Origin of the sequence: Paenibacillus athensensis (genome assembly GCF_004514475.2) — a bacterium.
Classification (GTDB): Bacteria; Bacillota; Bacilli; order Paenibacillales; family NBRC-103111; genus Paenibacillus_AL; species Paenibacillus_AL athensensis.
This window is the reverse complement of the sequence record NZ_MYFO02000012.1, coordinates 144,782-160,421: the sequence shown is the minus strand read 5'-3', so window position 1 is coordinate 160,421 and position 15,640 is coordinate 144,782. Positions and strand designations below refer to the sequence as shown.

At 57.7% G+C, this 15,640-nt stretch carries 19 protein-coding genes; 2 read left to right on the top strand and 17 right to left on the bottom strand.

The features are described from left to right. Positions 1-192 (top strand): IS3 family transposase (locus B5M42_RS19870; RefSeq protein WP_230632848.1); only part of this gene is annotated, 192 nt, incomplete at its 5' end. Between the two features lie 78 nt (positions 193-270). Here B5M42_RS19870 and B5M42_RS19865 read toward each other — a convergent pair. From B5M42_RS19865 to B5M42_RS19850, 4 genes are all read right to left on the bottom strand, one after another. Beyond that, complete coding sequence (locus tag B5M42_RS19865; protein WP_134752927.1) at positions 271-564, bottom strand: hypothetical protein; 294 nt, start codon at positions 562-564, stop codon at positions 271-273. A 134-nt stretch (positions 565-698) separates the two neighbouring features. Further along, positions 699-1,040: a DUF1904 family protein gene (locus B5M42_RS19860; protein WP_134752925.1), complete on the bottom strand. Its 342-nt coding sequence runs from the start codon at positions 1,038-1,040 to the stop codon at positions 699-701. A gap of 58 nt (positions 1,041-1,098) precedes the next feature. Next, positions 1,099-2,466: an aldehyde dehydrogenase family protein gene (locus tag B5M42_RS19855; RefSeq protein ID WP_134752923.1), complete on the bottom strand. Its 1,368-nt coding sequence runs from the start codon at positions 2,464-2,466 to the stop codon at positions 1,099-1,101. Beyond that, positions 2,451-3,977 carry an HD-GYP domain-containing protein gene (locus B5M42_RS19850; RefSeq protein ID WP_134752921.1) on the bottom strand — a complete coding sequence of 509 codons (1,527 nt, stop codon included), beginning with the start codon at positions 3,975-3,977 and terminating at the stop codon, positions 2,451-2,453. The genes B5M42_RS19855 and B5M42_RS19850 overlap by 16 nt, the downstream gene beginning before the upstream one ends. 144 nt (positions 3,978-4,121) lie before the next feature. On the opposite strand from B5M42_RS19850, the gene B5M42_RS19845 reads away from it, so the two are divergent. Next, positions 4,122-4,850, top strand: a complete 729-nt coding sequence (locus B5M42_RS19845) for a 4'-phosphopantetheinyl transferase family protein (protein WP_167689912.1) — start codon at positions 4,122-4,124, stop codon at positions 4,848-4,850. A gap of 150 nt (positions 4,851-5,000) precedes the next feature. Here B5M42_RS19845 and B5M42_RS19840 read toward each other — a convergent pair whose 3' ends face one another. From B5M42_RS19840 to B5M42_RS19780, 13 genes are all read right to left on the bottom strand, one after another. Further along, positions 5,001-5,345, bottom strand: coding sequence for a YciI family protein (locus B5M42_RS19840; RefSeq protein ID WP_134752917.1), 345 nt, complete (start codon positions 5,343-5,345; stop codon positions 5,001-5,003). After that, a complete protein-coding gene (locus B5M42_RS19835; protein WP_230633041.1) occupies positions 5,342-6,319 on the bottom strand; it encodes an acyltransferase domain-containing protein in 978 nt (325 codons plus the stop codon). Before B5M42_RS19835 ends, B5M42_RS19840 begins: the two co-directional genes overlap by 4 nt. Before the next feature lie 851 nt (positions 6,320-7,170). Beyond that, positions 7,171-7,626, bottom strand: coding sequence for a flavodoxin (locus tag B5M42_RS19830; protein ID WP_134752913.1), 456 nt, complete (start codon positions 7,624-7,626; stop codon positions 7,171-7,173). A gap of 235 nt (positions 7,627-7,861) precedes the next feature. After that, complete coding sequence (locus B5M42_RS19825; protein ID WP_134752911.1) at positions 7,862-8,014, bottom strand: CcmD family protein; 153 nt, start codon at positions 8,012-8,014, stop codon at positions 7,862-7,864. A 73-nt stretch (positions 8,015-8,087) separates the two neighbouring features. Beyond that, on the bottom strand, positions 8,088-8,783 hold the full coding sequence (locus tag B5M42_RS19820; RefSeq protein ID WP_134752908.1) for a cytochrome c biogenesis protein: 696 nt from the start codon (positions 8,781-8,783) through the stop codon (positions 8,088-8,090). 3 nt (positions 8,784-8,786) lie between these two features. Next, positions 8,787-9,482, bottom strand: a complete 696-nt coding sequence (locus B5M42_RS19815) for a heme exporter protein CcmB (RefSeq protein ID WP_167689909.1) — start codon at positions 9,480-9,482, stop codon at positions 8,787-8,789. Further along, entirely contained in the window at positions 9,479-10,168 is a 690-nt protein-coding gene (gene ccmA, locus B5M42_RS19810) for a heme ABC exporter ATP-binding protein CcmA (protein ID WP_134752904.1), read from the bottom strand. Before ccmA ends, B5M42_RS19815 begins: the two co-directional genes overlap by 4 nt. A 12-nt stretch (positions 10,169-10,180) precedes the next feature. Next, positions 10,181-11,119 carry a hypothetical protein gene (locus B5M42_RS19805; RefSeq protein ID WP_134752902.1) on the bottom strand — a complete coding sequence of 313 codons (939 nt, stop codon included), beginning with the start codon at positions 11,117-11,119 and terminating at the stop codon, positions 10,181-10,183. Further along, positions 11,116-11,592 carry a hypothetical protein gene (locus B5M42_RS19800; RefSeq protein WP_134752900.1) on the bottom strand — a complete coding sequence of 159 codons (477 nt, stop codon included), beginning with the start codon at positions 11,590-11,592 and terminating at the stop codon, positions 11,116-11,118. The genes B5M42_RS19805 and B5M42_RS19800 overlap by 4 nt, the downstream gene beginning before the upstream one ends. Before the next feature lie 17 nt (positions 11,593-11,609). Continuing rightward, positions 11,610-12,128 carry a cytochrome c-type biogenesis protein gene (locus tag B5M42_RS19795; RefSeq protein WP_167689907.1) on the bottom strand — a complete coding sequence of 173 codons (519 nt, stop codon included), beginning with the start codon at positions 12,126-12,128 and terminating at the stop codon, positions 11,610-11,612. Continuing rightward, complete coding sequence (locus tag B5M42_RS19790) at positions 12,125-14,098, bottom strand: heme lyase CcmF/NrfE family subunit (protein ID WP_134752896.1); 1,974 nt, start codon at positions 14,096-14,098, stop codon at positions 12,125-12,127. Before B5M42_RS19790 ends, B5M42_RS19795 begins: the two co-directional genes overlap by 4 nt. Positions 14,099-14,109: 11 nt before the next feature. Next, on the bottom strand, positions 14,110-14,550 hold the full coding sequence (locus tag B5M42_RS19785; RefSeq protein WP_134752894.1) for a cytochrome c maturation protein CcmE: 441 nt from the start codon (positions 14,548-14,550) through the stop codon (positions 14,110-14,112). 21 nt (positions 14,551-14,571) lie between these two features. After that, positions 14,572-15,636 carry a hypothetical protein gene (locus B5M42_RS19780; RefSeq protein ID WP_134752892.1) on the bottom strand — a complete coding sequence of 355 codons (1,065 nt, stop codon included), beginning with the start codon at positions 15,634-15,636 and terminating at the stop codon, positions 14,572-14,574. Positions 15,637-15,640 lie beyond the last annotated feature (4 nt).

Below are 15,640 nucleotides of genomic sequence, written 5' to 3'. Positions count from 1 at the left end.
AGCTTTTTTGCTACGCTAAAGAAAGAGAAGCTGTACAAGATCCGCACGGAGCGCTATCCGATGGCCGCGATGAAATCGATCATCTTCCGATATATTATGGTCTACTACAACAGGCGACGGATCTATACCTCTAATCCAGGTGGCTGGCCCCCCGCCATTTATCGCGAAAGAATGCTGTCAATGGCAGCGTAGAAACGAGATTTCTCTATGAGTGTGTTTTCAAACTGCACTTTTGTTGACAACTCCAATACTTTTTCATCTGTCTGCACCCTACACCCATCGAAATGACAAAATCGTCCAAACCTCCACCATGCAAAAAGAGAAAATAAAGGCATACACCGTTTGTCTGAGGGAAAATTTTCTGAACAGGCCGTATACCGGAATGAGCATGCCAAAAAATACCAACGGAATTACTCCGACACAAAGCTTGCCTGCGAATGACAGCTCCCGCGGCAGCCTTTCTCCGTCCCCGTACACATAAAATTCAATCGCCGTAAATTCCAGCATGCCGTACAACACAACAATCAACAAAAGCGATACATACAAGTAGAACCCGTTTTTCACATCCAAGCGCCTCCTACCATTTGCTTAAAAATACAGCAGCGGCGCCCAGCCTGGCTGCGCCTTGCCGGGTTCTGACAGCCGCCGTTCGAGCGGAAGCGCATTTCGAAAATCGCCCGCGTCGCAGAAGCCGTTGCTCAGTTTTCCTCTCCGCAAGGCTGGTCTTCATCCATGTAATAGGCCGATGGCCGGTAGGTGACGAAAGCCACTTCCATATCGGCGACGCCTGTTCCCTTTACATGCCGGAATACGGCGTTGGCAAAGCGCTGACGGACAGACGCTCCGCGCTCGAACCAGCCCACCTCGACGAACGGGAAAGCAGCAACCGTCTTTCCTTCACTTACAGCAACCGCTTGAATACATTCCAGTGTAAAATTGTCCGTCCCGCACTCGCAAATGGCGGCCAATTCGGCAACCAGCGGCTCGCTGACCGCACATAGCTGTTCAACAGTGATTCCTCGAAAAGATAAACGAGGCATTTTGTAAGCTCCTTTCATAATAACCGTATGTACCCAAACATCCGTCCCCGCGCAACGGCTAGAGGAAGCGCCAGAAGCGGTCAACCCATGTTTTGACCGGCCGGTAGCGCAACGGATTGTCGAGCAGCACGGGCTGGCGTAGAACGCTTTTGCTGTGGGAAAAGGTCAGAAAGCTTTGCCGTCCGCGATAGCTGCCCATGCCGCTTGTGCCGGTGCCGCCGAACGGCAAATATACCGACGAGGTGTGCGCCACCGTATCGTTAATGCAGCCACCGCCGAAGGGGACCGTTTGCAGCAGCTCGCGCTGCAGACGCCGCGACTGCGTGAACACATACAGCGCCAGCGCTCTGTACGAAAGCGTGGCTACAATCCGCTTGGCTTCGCCTACATCGTCATAGGCCCAGATCGGCAAAATCGGGCCGAAAATTTCGTCCTGCATCACGCCGACGCCCAGATGTCCGGGCTCAAGCAACGTCGGTTCCAGCCGCAGCCCACCGGCGTCATAGCCGCCTCCGGCCAAAATCCGCCCATCGTTCAGGTAACCCAGCAGCCGTTCCATATGCCGGCGGTTGATAATGCGCGCGGTGGTTCCCGAGCGATGCGCTCCTGCCCCGTATTGTTCGGCGATTTCCCGCTTCAGCTCGGCGACCAGCGCTTGATGTACGCTGCGATGAACGAGCACGTAGTCAGGCGCGACGCACGTTTGTCCGGCGTTCATGAATTTGCCCCATACAATCCGCTTGGCGGCTGTTTTCAGACAGGCGTCCTCGTGAACAAGACAGGGGCTTTTGCCGCCCAGCTCCAGCGTAACCGGAGTCAGGAAATCCGACGCAGCCGCCAGCACTTTTTTGCCGGTTGAGGCGCTGCCTGTGAAAAAGATATAATCGAAATGATGACGCAGCAGCTCCGCGCCGGTTTCCCCATCGCCTTCAATGACGCACACATGCCCGGGCTCAAAAACGTCGGCCACCAGCTCGCGCAGCAGCGCGGAAGAAGCCGGAGCCAGCTCCGAGGGCTTGAGGATGACGGCGTTGCCGGCAGCCACAGCGCCAATCAACGGCCACAGCGACAGCGTGAACGGATAGTTCCACGGCGACAATATCAGCACCGCACCATAGGGCTCGTAATAAATCCGGCTCGAGCCACCGGGCAAATAGGACGGAGTACGCACCCGGCGCGGCTTCGCCCACGAAGCCAGCTTGCGGATGGCATGGCCAAGCTCGGTTAACAGCGGCACGATCTCGCTGACGTAGGCTTCCTGCTCGGGCTTTTGCAAATCGGCGCGCAGGGCGGCGATGATGGCCGGACGGAAAGCGGCGATGCGTTGGCGCAGCTTTTTGAGACGGTCAATGCGGTAAGCGACAGAAATGCCATCGCGAACCCGGAGGCGCTGCTGCTCGATCAACAGCTCTAGCTGATTGCCCATGTTGTGACCTCACTATCCTCTTCGGCAGGGGATTGATGGCGCATGAAAGTAACGAACAGCTCGGTAAGCACCGGGTCCCATTGCGTGCCTCTGCCTTCATCCAGAATATTCAGCGCCCGCTCGACCGCCATTCCCTTGCGATACGGACGGTCCGAGGTCATCGCATCGTAGGCATCGGCAATCGCGATAATTCTTCCGAGAAGCGGGATATCCTTACCAGCCAGCCCGTCGGGATAGCCCCGTCCGTCATAACGCTCATGGTGCGAACGCACGCCGGGCAGCAGCTCGGCCATCGCCTCGGCCGGTTCGATCTGTCTGAGAATCGTCTCACCCAGCACGGGATGCAGCTTGATCATCGCAAACTCCTCGTCGGTCAAGCGGCCTTCCTTGAGCAAGACATCGTCGCGCACGCCGATTTTGCCGATATCGTGCAGCAGGGCCGATTTGTGCAAAATATCCATCTCCGCATCGGCCAGCTGCGCCAGCCGGCCGATGCGTACCGAATAAGCCGCCACCCGCTCGGAGTGACCGGCCGTATAGGGGTCGCGCGCGTCGAGCGCTGCCGCCAGCGTGCGGAAATAGCTTTGCAGCAGCTGATCGTTCATCCGCTCGCGCGATTTCAGCCCGCTGACCATATGATTAAAGCCGGCAATGAGCCGGGAAAATTCATCGGAATAAATGTCGGCTGCCCGCGTGTTGAAATCGCCGTTTTGCACAGCTCCCATCGACTGGTACAGCTTGCGGATCGGATCTTGAATGTCGCGTGACAGCAGCCAGGCGCCCAGCGAGGCAAAGGCGATGCCAAGGACGAGAATAATCGCTGCCCATTTCCAGTAGTCGGCGCCGCCCTCCAGACCGCCTAGCCGAATTTGTGTCGCCAGACTGAACAAAAATAGCGGAAACGTGCCGATCAGAAAAGCGCTGAGCTGAAATTTGCGCTGAATGGAAACGAGCACCCGCCCGTCCAGCGACAAATCCTCGCCGTGCAGCTCGAACGCGACCTGGCGAATATGGATCAGCACCGGGCGAATCGCCTGATTGGTCAAAAAGAACTCGATGAGGGCGTGCATGCTCGCCACCAAAAGCGCGCCAACGCCGGCGATGCCGATATAATAGTAGGGTAAATCGACCCAACCGCAATAGATGTACACCACCATCTGGATAATGGCCGGAACAGATAAACCCAGCAGATGCGGCCCCAGCGTTCGCTTGACGGCAAGCGTCGGAAAGCGGTGTGTCTGAAAATAAGCCCGGCGCAGCGTCTCCGGCTGCGGCCGCTCATCTTGAAACAGCGTGCGGATCGGCTTGAGATCGCGGAAAAAGACGAAGGATTCCAATGAAATCATCATGACGAGCGAGCTGAACAGCAAAAAGGAAAGCAGCCATACTTCCCTTCCGCTCACCTCCAGCGTATTAAAGGTAATGATGCTGCCTACACCGAGCACGGCCACTGTAGAGCCGAATATGTAATTCCAGAGAAGGTTTTTGAGCAATTTTTGATAAATCGGCATGGGCTTACCTTCTTCCCTTATATTGATGAGGAGGCTGCCCGTTCGGGAGCTTAGCTATAACTATACCTGCTTTTGACTTTTTCGCCAACGCTTTTGGATGTTGAAAACCCGCACCGGGCTTGGCAATTGATGGAATGGAGGAGCATGATGATTGAAATTGCCGCTGTTTCGCTGGCCGCGGGCATGGACGAAGGCTTGTTCACCCGCCTGCTGAACGTCATTCCACCTGCCAAAGCGCAGGCTGTTCTGCGGTTTATGCGCCGCGCCGACCGCGAACGCTCGCTCGCCGCCGAGCTGCTGGCCCGCCGTCAGCTGGCTTTGCGCTGGGGCATCGATCCGCTTCGCCAGCAATGGATCAAAAACGGCTACGGCAAGCCCGCGCTGCCTGCGCCCGCTCCAGGGCACTTCAACCTGTCGCACGCCGGCGACTGGGTCGTGCTGGCCACGCACAGCAGGCCGGTCGGCATTGACGTCGAGCAAATTCAGCCGATAGAGGCCGAAATAGCCGAGCATTATTTTAGCCCCGAGGAGCAAGCGTATGTGAACAGCGCGGCTGACGGGTGGACGGAACGTTTTTTTGACATCTGGACGTTAAAAGAAAGCTATATCAAAGCCGTTGGTCAAGGCTTGTCGATTCCGCTGACCTCATTTTCGTTCCGTCTCGCCGGACCTGAGCCTATTTCCGTCAGCTGCGGCGGGAAGCAACTGCCGTATGCGTTCCGGCAATACGCATTGCCCGGGCCGTACAGGCTCGCTGTGTGCGCGACTGCCCCGGAGTGGCCAACGGACGTTAAGCTGATCCGACTGGAGGAGCTGGCGGCTTTTTTTCTGAATGGACCGACCGGGGGCCGGGGCTTGGATAGGTCGGTTTGATCCCGGATGGATACTCCGGCTGAAACCGTCGACGGGGCGCGGTCACAGTCGGATCGATTGACGCCTAAGACCGCCTGTGGATGAAAACATGGCGAAAAGCTTGCCTGTATCCATCATGGCGCTTCCCGGCGCCGGCCATGCCGCAATATCCTACTCGGGCAAGCGGTCCCCTGGGAAGCTGCGGCATGCATGCACCTCATACGTGAACATGCCAGCCTGAACGCCCGGATCGGCATCCATAATCCGCTTGACTTCTTCGGGCGGAGCATTGAAAATCCCCACTCCGCTCACTTCCCCGCCATCGGTCACCGGGCAAACAATTGCCAATATGCCCTCCTCCCGCAAACGAAAATTGTTGCGGCCGTGCTCCCAGCGAATCCGGTCGGCACCTTCTATTGCGTGCGACTCCGCGGTCGCCTTCAAAATTACGAGCGTGTACGCCTTGGTTTGAGTGAGCATTTGACGCATAAATTCATCGGAAATTTGCGGATTCATTTCTTTTCCCCCTCATGGATCATGGTTTGCAAAAGCTGGTCGACATGCTTGCGGTCACGGCCGAGCATGTCCATCGTCAGCTGGCTCCGCGAGCCGCAGCCCGGAGCCAGCATCAGGCGCAGCAGCGCCGCGACCGTCCCCGAGGGACCGAGGTCGACGAACAGGCAACGCTGCTGCGCCGCCTGCGCCTGCACCGTCTCGCGCAGGCGTATCGGCTCCCGGACCGCCCGCCACAGGTGCGGTCCGGGAGCAAAAGCCGCTGCCGCGCCGCCTTCGGCGCACGAAAGCAGCGGCACGCGCGGCGCGGCCGCCGCCGACAGAGCTGCGGCGGCCGCGGCAAATCGGGCGGCGATGCCATCGATCGCCGCCGAATGAAACGCGCGCGATACCGGCAGGAGCTGCGCGGGAACGCGCAGCTCGCGCAGGCGCGCGCGCAAACGCTCCAGCGTCGGGCGGTCGCCCGCGAGCACGAAGTGCTCGGGCGCGTTGACGCTGACAAGCGTGACGCTGCCGGCCAGCTCCGGCAGCGTCTCCAGCAGGCGCGGTGCGCCGAGGACGGCCATCATGCCCCCTTCGGGGCAGCCGTCCTCCAGCAGCTCCGCCTGCAGCAGCACAGCGTCGAGCGCGTGCTCGACGCTCAGCGCGCCTGCGGCTGCCGCCGCGGCGAATTCGCCAAGGCTCATGCCGAGCACCGCGTCGGGCCGCACGCCCTTGGCCGCCAAAAGCTCGGTCATCGCCCGCTGCACCATAAAAATCGCCGGATGCGTCACCAGCGTTTGCGTAAACGAGCCGCTTGCCGTCGCGGGCGGCGCATGCCGATAAAGCGCATCCACCACCGACACGCCCAAGCGGGCCTTCACATGCTCGTCCATCTCCAGCATCGACCGCCGGAACACCGGCTCCTCCTCAAACAAAGGCAGACCCATTCGATAAAATTGCGATCCTTGCCCCGAATAACAAAATACAACCGGCATATCCGTCAACCTCAAATCCCCCTGTCCAGCTCCAAGCGCAGCGAGTAAATGGAAACCCTCTCCAGTATACCACAGCGATACCGCAGCCGTTCGACGAAAAGCCCAAGCTTCAGGCCTTCGGGCCACGGAGCGGATTGCCCGCCTCAAGTGCCCGTTCGTTTGCACCTCCAGCCGTGCGCAGGGGCCACTCCGTCGTCCCGGCTGCACGGCTACTGCTTCACCCCCGCTCCTTCTCCGACCCCACGGCTACCCCTTCGCATCGACCCCACGGCTACCCCTTCGCACCGGCTCCACGGCCACTCCTCCGCACCAGCTTCACCACCGCTCCTTGGCACCAACCCCACGGCCACTCCTTCACACCAACCCCACGGCCACTCCTTGGCACCGGCTCCACGGCAACACGCAACCTCGGGTCGGCGGCTGGCGACAGAAAGTTTTTCCGTTTTTTGAGCTGAAAATGGTCAGGAAATTCCCGTTTCTGAGGCTATTACCTCCGTTCGTCCATTCCCAGTGGACAAAAACGCCAAAATGTTTTTCAAATGGTGGACAAAGGGGGATATAGGCTTCCACGGGCAAGCTCTATTTTTCAGCTAAAACCGTCCTCTGAGAACGGACATACCCACCAATAAACCAGCTAAATGTCCACTCAAAAAAGACATAGTTGCCGGCGATATTTTTAAGCCCATTTATGCAATGTCCACTATTTAAAAGACAAATTAAGCAAATTGTCCAATCCCAATGGACAAACGACGATTTTGCACCCGTCAAACCGCTGGAAACAGCCGTTTCCACCTGCTTTTGTCCACAAAAAAACTCCCATACCGTCATTACGGCAGGGAGCGCTGAATGGATCACGCTTCTTGAAAAACTTCAAACAACGATTCGGCAAACTCGCGACCAAATTGCAGGCACACTTCTTCATCGTCCGGGCCCAACTCGATTTTCAAATCCTCCTGGATGATGATTGCGCCCAGTTCGGTCAGCTTGGCCGAAAGCGTATCGACTGCGCCGCAGAAGTTGTCGTACGAGGTGTCGCCGGAGCCAAATACCGCAGCGATTTTGCCGGTAAGGTCCAAGCCGTCCATATCCTCATAGTAATCGAGGAACTCGTCAGCCAGATCGCCGTCGCCATACGTATACGAACCCAAAATGATGCCGTCATACTGCTCCAGCTCGCTTGGCGTCGCTTGCGGCAGCTCGCGCACGGTCAAATCGACGCCCGCCTGCTCCAGTGCTTTGCCAATCAGCTTGGCGATTTTTTTCGTGTTGCCTGTGCTGCTTGCATAAACCATGATTACTTTTGCCATCGTAAATTGCTCCTTTATTATATGAAGTGGGATTATACACAGCGTCAATCGCTCGTTCGATAACGATAATCGTTCTCAATAAGAAAAGAAAAAAATTTTGACTGCTTCATTATGCGAGTAACCCGGCCAGTCTGCGGCTGTGTGGCATATGGGCTGTTTTTATGTGTGCTGCTTTTACGTGTGCCGCTTTCACATGCTCAACTTTCACATACCACTGCTTGCGCATCCACTGCTTTCACGCGCGTTGCTTCTGGCTGCGCAAATCCTGCTCCAGCTCGGCCAGCTGCTCAACCTGCTGCTTTAAAACGCCGATTCGGCGTGATTGCAGAGCCGTGTAAATAAAAATCAAAATAAAGACGACGCTGTACGCGGCAAATACATAATTCATGCGGCTTCCTCCTTTCTGCGGCGCTGCGAGGGAGAGTCCTTCTGCTATTGATGCTCCCTTTCCCTCCTGTCCCTTAGGCAAGCTCGCGCAACGCTTCCTTCAAACGATTGGTTTCCTGTTGCAGCTTGGCAATGACGATGCCTCTGTAGAGCATAAAGAAATACAGCAGCGTAAAAGCAAGCAGCATGGCCAGCAAAGCAACGAGCATTTCCGGCTCGACACCGCCGCCTTTTTGGCTCGGGCCGCTGCCGAAGACGATCGGGTGCTGCTTGGTTTCCCACCAGCGGATCGACATGAACACAATCGGCACGTCGATGAAGCCGATGATGCCGAATACGGCGGCGAGACGCGCTTTTTTCTCCCACAATCCGTCCATGCGGCGGATCATGAAATAGCCCAGAAAGATGAACCACAGGATCAGTGTCGTCGTCAGCCGCGGCTCCCACGACCACCAGGCGTTCCAGGAGGAACGGCCCCAAATCGGTCCGGTAATGAGCACCATCGTCGTAAACAGAAAGCCGACTTCGGCGGAGATGTTGGCGATGTGGTCATGCGTCTGTTTTTTGCTGATCAAGAAAGCGACGCTGAATACAAATACGATAAAAAAGGCGAAAAACGCCGACCATGCCGAACCGACATGCACGTAAAAAATCTTTTGCACGATGCCCATTTTGCTCTCGACCGGAGCATAAATCAGCCCGAGGTACAAAGCGGCGATCATGCTGATCAGCGCCAGAATGCCGAGCGTCCGCTCGGTTGTGGTCCCCATACATTATCCCTCCATGATGTAATCGAATAAAAGCCAGCCGGCAAAGCCAAATACGATATTATAGGCCAGTAAAAGCTCCAGCCACAGTGCGCAGTCGCTCCAGCCCCCGCCCGCCAGCACGATGGTCGTCGCTTTGACCGCCGCAATCAGCAGCGGCGTGAGCAGTGGCAGCAGCAGTACGGGCAGCAGCAGCTCGCTGCCCTTGCCGTTGGCGGCGACAGCGGCCAATAACACCCCCACGACAACCAGCCCCAATGAGCCAAGCACAATGACGAGCGCCAGGAGCACAGCCGAGCCCTCCCAGCGAAAATCAAACAGCAGGAACAGCAGCGGTACGGTCAGCACATTCGTCAGGATGAGCAGCGCAAAATGGAACAGGCACTTGCCGATATAGATTGCGCTCCATTCGAAGGGAGCCATCAGCATGCCGGTCAGGCCGTCATTAAGCTGTTCCCCCACAAATGCCCGATTGAGGCCGAGAATGGCCGCAAAGACGATCATCACCCAGATAATGCCGGGAAATACGTTGCGCATCACATGATTGGCCGGGTCAAAGGCAAAGCTGAACACGACGATGATCAAGAGCGCGAAGACGGTCATGGAGACGACGACTTGTTTGGACCGGGATTCGGCCAACCACTCCTTGTATAGCACCGATATGACGCCATTGGGAGCGGTGTGTTTTTTCGAATTGTTCACACGTAAGATACCTGCCTTTGAAACTCCAGCTCCTCCATCTGCTTGCGCGAGATGTCTCTGGTCAATTTGCCTTGCGAGAGCCATAGCACGCGGTCGGACAGCTCCTTCACCTGGGCAAGATCGTGGCTGACCATCAGCACAGCCGTACCGGCGGCAGCGCGTTCGCGGATCAAGCCGTTCAGCCAGCGCACGCCCTCCTGATCAAGCCCCGTATGCGGCTCGTCGAGCAGCAGCAGCTCCGGGTCGATGAGTAACACGCGGGCAATCGCCAGCCGCTGAACCATTCCCCGGGAGAAAATTTGCACCTTCTCGTCCTTGGCCAGCCGCAGGCCCACCTGCGCCAGCGCTTCCGCGATCACTCGACCGCTATCGGCGATGCCATACCAACGGCAGACAATGCGTAAATTTTCCGCCGCGCTCAAGTGCGGGTAAAACGAGCTTTGGTGAAATAAATAGCCGATTCGCCCGCGCAGGCTTGCCTCGGCCTCGGCCAGCGGTTCGCCAAACAGCTCGATGCGCCCTTCCGTCGGAGCGACGAGCCGGGCGATCAGCTTGAGCAGCGTGCTTTTGCCCGCGCCGTTGGGCCCCAGCACAGAAACGCATTCTCCGGCGCGGATTTGCAGCGAAATGCCGCTGAGAATTGTGCGGTAGCCCCAGCGCTTTGAAACGTTGTCCAAGCGTACCATCGGCCGCCCTCCCTAAGATATCAGCTTGTTTAACTCCATCTGCACGTCGACGATTTTTTCCTTGTAGCCTGCCTTGAGCCGGACGAGCTCGCCGTCGTCGGCTCCCTCTTCATCGATTCGCTGCTGGAGCGCGGCCAGTTTTTCGAACAAAATCTGCTTTTGCCGATACAGATCGAGAAAACGCTGCTCCTCGGCATCCGGCGTCCATTCGGCTGCGCCCTTGCGCTTGCGAAAGGCGTCGTAGCCCAAATATACGCCAATGCCGATCACGACGGCGACAATCGCCGCGAGCAGATGCGGATTGACCGAGCGCAGCACGCTGTTTTGCCACAGCTCGATCAGCTTTTTGCTGTGAAAGGGCGGCACATGCACCGTGCCGGCGGCGCTTCTTACGTCGATGCCATAGACGCCCGCTTGCAGCGAGCCAGCGCGATAGAAGAAATATGAGGTTCCCTGAAAATCCGTCGGGCCGGTTTTGCTCAAGCCGTCGGCGGCCAGCTCGTACTGCTGATTGTCTGCAGGCAGCAAAATTTGCAGCGTCTGGGCCGGATACGACAGCGGAAGCGCAAAGCGCTTGCTGCCGGCCGGATACGGATAGCGGTAGCGGTAGACGATGGTGAAATCGCCGCCGCCGGACAGCGCTTCCTTGCGCTGGAGCTTTTTGCCGCCGACGTTGATCACGTCGGATTCGCCGACGAGAATTTGCAGCTCGCTCGCTCCCTCCGGCAGCTCCCACACTGCTTGCTGCGGGCTTGCGCCCGCATTCACGGCATGCAAAATCGTATGCACGCTGATGCCTTTATCGTCGGGGTGGACGACGACGGTTTCGCTCTCGAAGACGATGCCGTCATTGGCCAGCGCCAGCGGCGCGGGCAGCACCAGCAGCAGCGCCGGCAAGGCAAGCAGCGCCAGCAGATACAGGTGGAGCCTATGGAAACGCAAAGTGTTCATGGCCGGTTCCGTTCCTTCATTTTTTTCTGCAGCTCCAGTTCAATTTGCTCCTCCAGCCGCTTGCGTTGCGCTTCGTCGCTGCCGGAGGACAGTCCGTCTGCCGCTTCGTTCTGCGCTCCTGCTTCGGCTATTGTCCGGACTTGTGCTTCAAACGCTGTGGCAAGCCCGGTCGTCGGACCTGCTTCAACTGCTTGGGTCAGCTTGCTCGTTGAAGCCGCTTGTTCCAGCGAAGCCGCCGCCAGCTTGCGGTAAGGAGCGGCCAATTTTTCATAATCGTCGGCCGACAGCTTGTTCATGCGATAATCGTATTCCAGCTCATTCAGCGTCATCATTGCCTCGACGCGCTGCTGCTCGGCAACGGAAGCCGCCGCAGCTATTCCGGGCGCAGCCGCCGGATTCCTGGTCCATAGCGGCCGGGCAACCATCAGCATGACGACGGCAAAGATCGCCAGGCCCAGCAAAACCGTTTGCATGGGATCGTGTCTCCTTTTTACAAATATGTGCGCCGCTCGCGTTCCACCATCTCTGCGTACAGCTCGCTATCGACGGTATTGACCGTGGCAGACGCGCCTGCGAGCGCTTCGCCCGCAGCGGCAAGCTGCAAGGAGCCTTTGGCGATGCGGCGGCGAATCAGCAGCCATACGCCTGCTCCGCCAAGCGCCAGCCCGGCAAAGGGCAGCGTCCATGCGGTGAGGCTGAAGCCTGTTTTCAGCGGTGCGCGCAAGATGCTTTCTCCGAATTGAGCGACGTAGTAGTCGCGAATTTGCTCCTTCGTCTTGCCATCGCGCAGCATCTGCTCGATTTCACTGCGAAACGCTTTGGCGGTTGGGCATTGCGATTCGTCGCACGGGTTGATTTGCGTGCCGCAGTTGCAATTGCACACAAATAACAGACACATGCGCTGGATGTCCTCGGAGCCGGGATTGGCCGCCTGCGAGGCGGTGACCGGCACGATCAGCGCGAACGCCATGCCGAGCAAACGTAACCAGAAATAGGCTTGTTGTTTCATGCGCCGACTCCTTCTATATATTTGGGCACCTTTTGACCAAAGCGACCGCCCCAAATTGCCAGCAGTCCGCCCGCCAGCACGACGACAGCGCCGATCCATACCCAGATTTGCAACGGAATGACCTTGATCATAAAGGTCGCGCGGCCGTCTTCTTCCCAAGAATTGAGCACGACGTACAAGTCGTTTTCAAAGCTGCTGAGAATTGCCACTTCGGTAGACGGCTTCTCGAACGTCGGGTAGAACACTTTTTCGGGTTCAATCGTGTCTGTGCCGCCCCCGGCTTTATGAACGGACAGATCGGCGTAAACAACGTCGTTGGCGTTGACTTTCTTTTGCTTCACCTGCTGGTAGGTCAGCACGTACGGTCCGACGGTAATTTGCTGCCCGGGCTTTAACGTCTCCAGCTTTTCCTTCGCGAACTGCTGCGAGCCGACGATACCGACGGCGATCATGACAATGCCCATATGCACCAGATAGCCGCCGTACCGTCTGCGGTTGCGCACGACCAGCCTGTACATCGACACAACAAACGACTCCCGTGTCATCTGCATCCGCGCCCGCACGCCGCGGGCAAAATCGATATAATGCGTCATGACGACGAATACGAGCACGCCCGAGGTCAAAAGTGCCCAGTTGTTCCGCATATCCATGAGATAAAAGACAAGCGCGACGCCATTGGCCAACAGAAACGGCAGCAAAAAGTTTTGCCGCAAATGGGCCAGCGACGAGCGCTGCCACGCGATCAGCGGGCCGATACCCATCAGAAACAACACGCCGAGCAGCATCGGAGCGACGACGTGGTTGTAATACGGCTCGCCAACGGTAACCGTCGTTCCGCGCACCGCTTCGGATACGAGCGGGAACACCGTGCCCCAGAAAACGGCGAAGGTCGCGCCGACCAGCAACAAATTATTGAACAAAAAGCTGCTTTCCTTCGAAAGAAAGGAGCGAAATTCTCCGCCTTGGGTCAGCAGCGAATAACGCTTGAACAGCACGTAAACCGCGCCAATCGTCATGATGCCGATAAAAACGAGGAAATACATGCCCAAATCGGAGTCGCCGAAGGCGTGAACGCTCGTCAGGACGCCGCTGCGCACAAGAAACGTACCGAACAACGTCAAGCCGTACGTCACAATAATCAACGAAATGTTCCAAACCTTGAGCATATCCTTGCGCTCCTGAATCATCGCCGAATGCAGGAAGGCGGTTGCGGTCAGCCAAGGCATGAACGAAGCGTTTTCGACCGGGTCCCACGCCCAATAGCCGCCCCAGCCCAATTCCACGTAAGCCCAAGCCCCGCCCAGCACGTTGCCTGCGGTCAAAAACAGCCAAGCGATCATCGTCCAGCGGCGGGTCGCTTTGATCCAGAAGCCGTCGGCGCGCTTGAGGATCAGGGCTGCGATGCCAAAAGCGAACGGCACGACCATGCCGACATAGCCGTGGTACAGCATGACTGGGTGAATGAGCATCGCCGGGTTTTGCAGCTGCGGATTGAGACCGCGCCCTTCCTTGGGCACGACATCCAATACCTGAAATGGCGAATCGACAAAGCCGAGCAAAGTGAGAAAGAAAATCATGTTCAAGGCCAAAATCGCCATCACGATGGGAACCATTGGATTGCCGCGCAGCGAGCGGGCGTACTGCACCAGCATCGCGTACGCGCATAGAATGAGCAGCCACAGCGTCAGCGAGCCGGCGTTGCCGGCCCAAAAGGCGGCCAGCTTGTAAGGCAGCTGCAAATCGCGCGTCGTGTAATTGACGACGAACTCGAAGCGAAAATCGCTCGTGCCAAGCAAATACCAGATCATTCCGGCGATGACGAGCACGAGTCCAAACAACGCGGTCAAGCCGCGAAAGCCGCTTTGCACAAGCTGCGGCTTGCTGCGCCAGGCGCCGAATGCAAGCGCGGCAAACGAATAAACGGCCAGCGCCCATGCGGCGTAAAATAACGCTTTTCCGAGCATCTCCATCAGGGGTAAACCTACTCTTTCTTCATATGCTGCTTCTCGTAAGCTTCCTTGTTCGCTTCCTTGTCCAGCGACTCGTATTTGGACGGGCAACGCGTGCGCAGCCGCTCGGCGACCAGCATTCCGCGCCCGGCGTCGTAGACGCCGTCGGCCATCACAATGGTCCCGTCGCTGAACGTATCGGGCTTGACGCCCTTGTACTCCACATCGATGGTCCGGTCATCCTGTTTGATCTGAAAACGCAGCAGCGTGCTGGTTGCGTCCCAATTCACGGTGCTTTCCTGCAAATCGCCCTGAACGGTGATCAGCTTTTCCTTGTATTTGTCGGGAGCCGCAATCACCTTGTCCAGCGTCACTTCCTGCGAGGAAGAGTTCGTCGTGTTGGCGGCAATCAGCAGCGCAATGACCACAACGAGCGGAATGACGGCGAATAGTATTTTTTTATTTTTCTTCATCAACGTACACGCTCCCGGCGGTTAGCCCCATTTTTTTCGTGCGGCTTTGTAGGCTTCCTCGTTTAACTCATCGGCCAGCAGCTTGCGGCGCAGGGCGTTGATTTGCTCGCGCCTTTTGGCGCTTTGCGTCTGAGCTTCGGCCTCTTGAGCAGCCGTCGTCCGCGCTGCCAGCGGCGCGCGATAGCTGCGCAAGCCCAAAAAGACAAACAAGCCGAAAATGATGATTGCGCCGCCAATAATCCACGAGTCCTTCGAAGCGTCGGGCTTGCCGGCCGCTGCGTCCGTCGTGCCGAGCGGGCCCGTATCGACGACTGCGGTTCCCGCCCCAGCGGCTGTCCCGGCCGCTTGCCCGGTCTGGCCGCCGCTTGCGGCCGCTTCCTGATCCTGCTGCGCCTGACGCGTATGCTTGGCCAGCACGGTTTCCATATTGTCCTTCAAATATTTCACCGACAGCTTCGACGCTTGACCGCTGCGGAGCGCGCCAAGCTTGAACGGATACACTTCTTGTCCAAGCTCGCTCGTAAAGGAAGCTTCGCCTTGCGCCGACAGCTCAAAGCCGATTGTATCGGCCGGTTTGAATACGAACAGCTGGGCTTCATCGGTGTCATAGGCCGCTTGCAGCTCAAATTCAAAGGCGTGCTCCTTCTCCTTGAGCGTAAACGGATTGCTGTAATACTCCACGACGAAGCTGTAGCTTTGGCCTGGCTCCAACGCTTTGGCTGGCTTCCAAACAACCTTGTTGTCCTTCAGCTCGTAAGCGAGCTGCGTCGTCGGGTCCTGCGATTCGCTCAGCTCGGCGACCAGATGAATGCTCAAATCAGGGGATGCCTGCACAGGTACGGCGATTTCGCCGTCATAGGCTGCCGTCCCCGTGTTGACGAGCAGCCCGTAAATGCCTGTCAAAAGGCAAGGCTTTTCGGCCGGCCAATCCTCGGGAGCGACAAATTCGGGCATCACCTGCACCTCCAGCTGACTGAGCTTGAGCGGCTGCGTATCGGCAGCAGCGGCTGTTGCCGGCGTCAGCGCCAGTGCCGCCTGCAGCAGCAGGAGCAAAGCCGGGACGAGTCCGGCGTATTTTTTCCACATGTTC

What these genes read in the sequence shown, in the direction of transcription:
- B5M42_RS19805 (WP_134752902.1), bottom strand. Translation starts at nt 11,119, where the DNA reads ATGAACACTTTGCGTTTCCATAGGCTCCACCTGTATCTGCTGGCGCTG.
- B5M42_RS19835 (WP_230633041.1), bottom strand. Translation starts at nt 6,319, where the DNA reads ATGCCGGTTGTATTTTGTTATTCGGGGCAAGGATCGCAATTTTATCGA.
- B5M42_RS19860 (WP_134752925.1), bottom strand. Translation starts at nt 1,040, where the DNA reads ATGCCTCGTTTATCTTTTCGAGGAATCACTGTTGAACAGCTATGTGCG.
- B5M42_RS19830 (WP_134752913.1), bottom strand. Translation starts at nt 7,626, where the DNA reads ATGGCAAAAGTAATCATGGTTTATGCAAGCAGCACAGGCAACACGAAA.
- B5M42_RS19795 (WP_167689907.1), bottom strand. Translation starts at nt 12,128, where the DNA reads ATGAAACAACAAGCCTATTTCTGGTTACGTTTGCTCGGCATGGCGTTC.
- B5M42_RS19845 (WP_167689912.1), top strand. Translation starts at nt 4,122, where the DNA reads ATGATGATTGAAATTGCCGCTGTTTCGCTGGCCGCGGGCATGGACGAA.
- B5M42_RS19790 (WP_134752896.1), bottom strand. Translation starts at nt 14,098, where the DNA reads ATGGAGATGCTCGGAAAAGCGTTATTTTACGCCGCATGGGCGCTGGCC.
- B5M42_RS19780 (WP_134752892.1), bottom strand. Translation starts at nt 15,636, where the DNA reads ATGTGGAAAAAATACGCCGGACTCGTCCCGGCTTTGCTCCTGCTGCTG.
- B5M42_RS19840 (WP_134752917.1), bottom strand. Translation starts at nt 5,345, where the DNA reads ATGAATCCGCAAATTTCCGATGAATTTATGCGTCAAATGCTCACTCAA.
- B5M42_RS19825 (WP_134752911.1), bottom strand. Translation starts at nt 8,014, where the DNA reads ATGAATTATGTATTTGCCGCGTACAGCGTCGTCTTTATTTTGATTTTT.
- B5M42_RS19850 (WP_134752921.1), bottom strand. Translation starts at nt 3,977, where the DNA reads ATGCCGATTTATCAAAAATTGCTCAAAAACCTTCTCTGGAATTACATA.
- B5M42_RS19820 (WP_134752908.1), bottom strand. Translation starts at nt 8,783, where the DNA reads ATGGGGACCACAACCGAGCGGACGCTCGGCATTCTGGCGCTGATCAGC.
- B5M42_RS19800 (WP_134752900.1), bottom strand. Translation starts at nt 11,592, where the DNA reads ATGCAAACGGTTTTGCTGGGCCTGGCGATCTTTGCCGTCGTCATGCTG.
- B5M42_RS19785 (WP_134752894.1), bottom strand. Translation starts at nt 14,550, where the DNA reads ATGAAGAAAAATAAAAAAATACTATTCGCCGTCATTCCGCTCGTTGTG.
- ccmA (WP_134752904.1), bottom strand. Translation starts at nt 10,168, where the DNA reads ATGGTACGCTTGGACAACGTTTCAAAGCGCTGGGGCTACCGCACAATT.
- B5M42_RS19855 (WP_134752923.1), bottom strand. Translation starts at nt 2,466, where the DNA reads ATGGGCAATCAGCTAGAGCTGTTGATCGAGCAGCAGCGCCTCCGGGTT.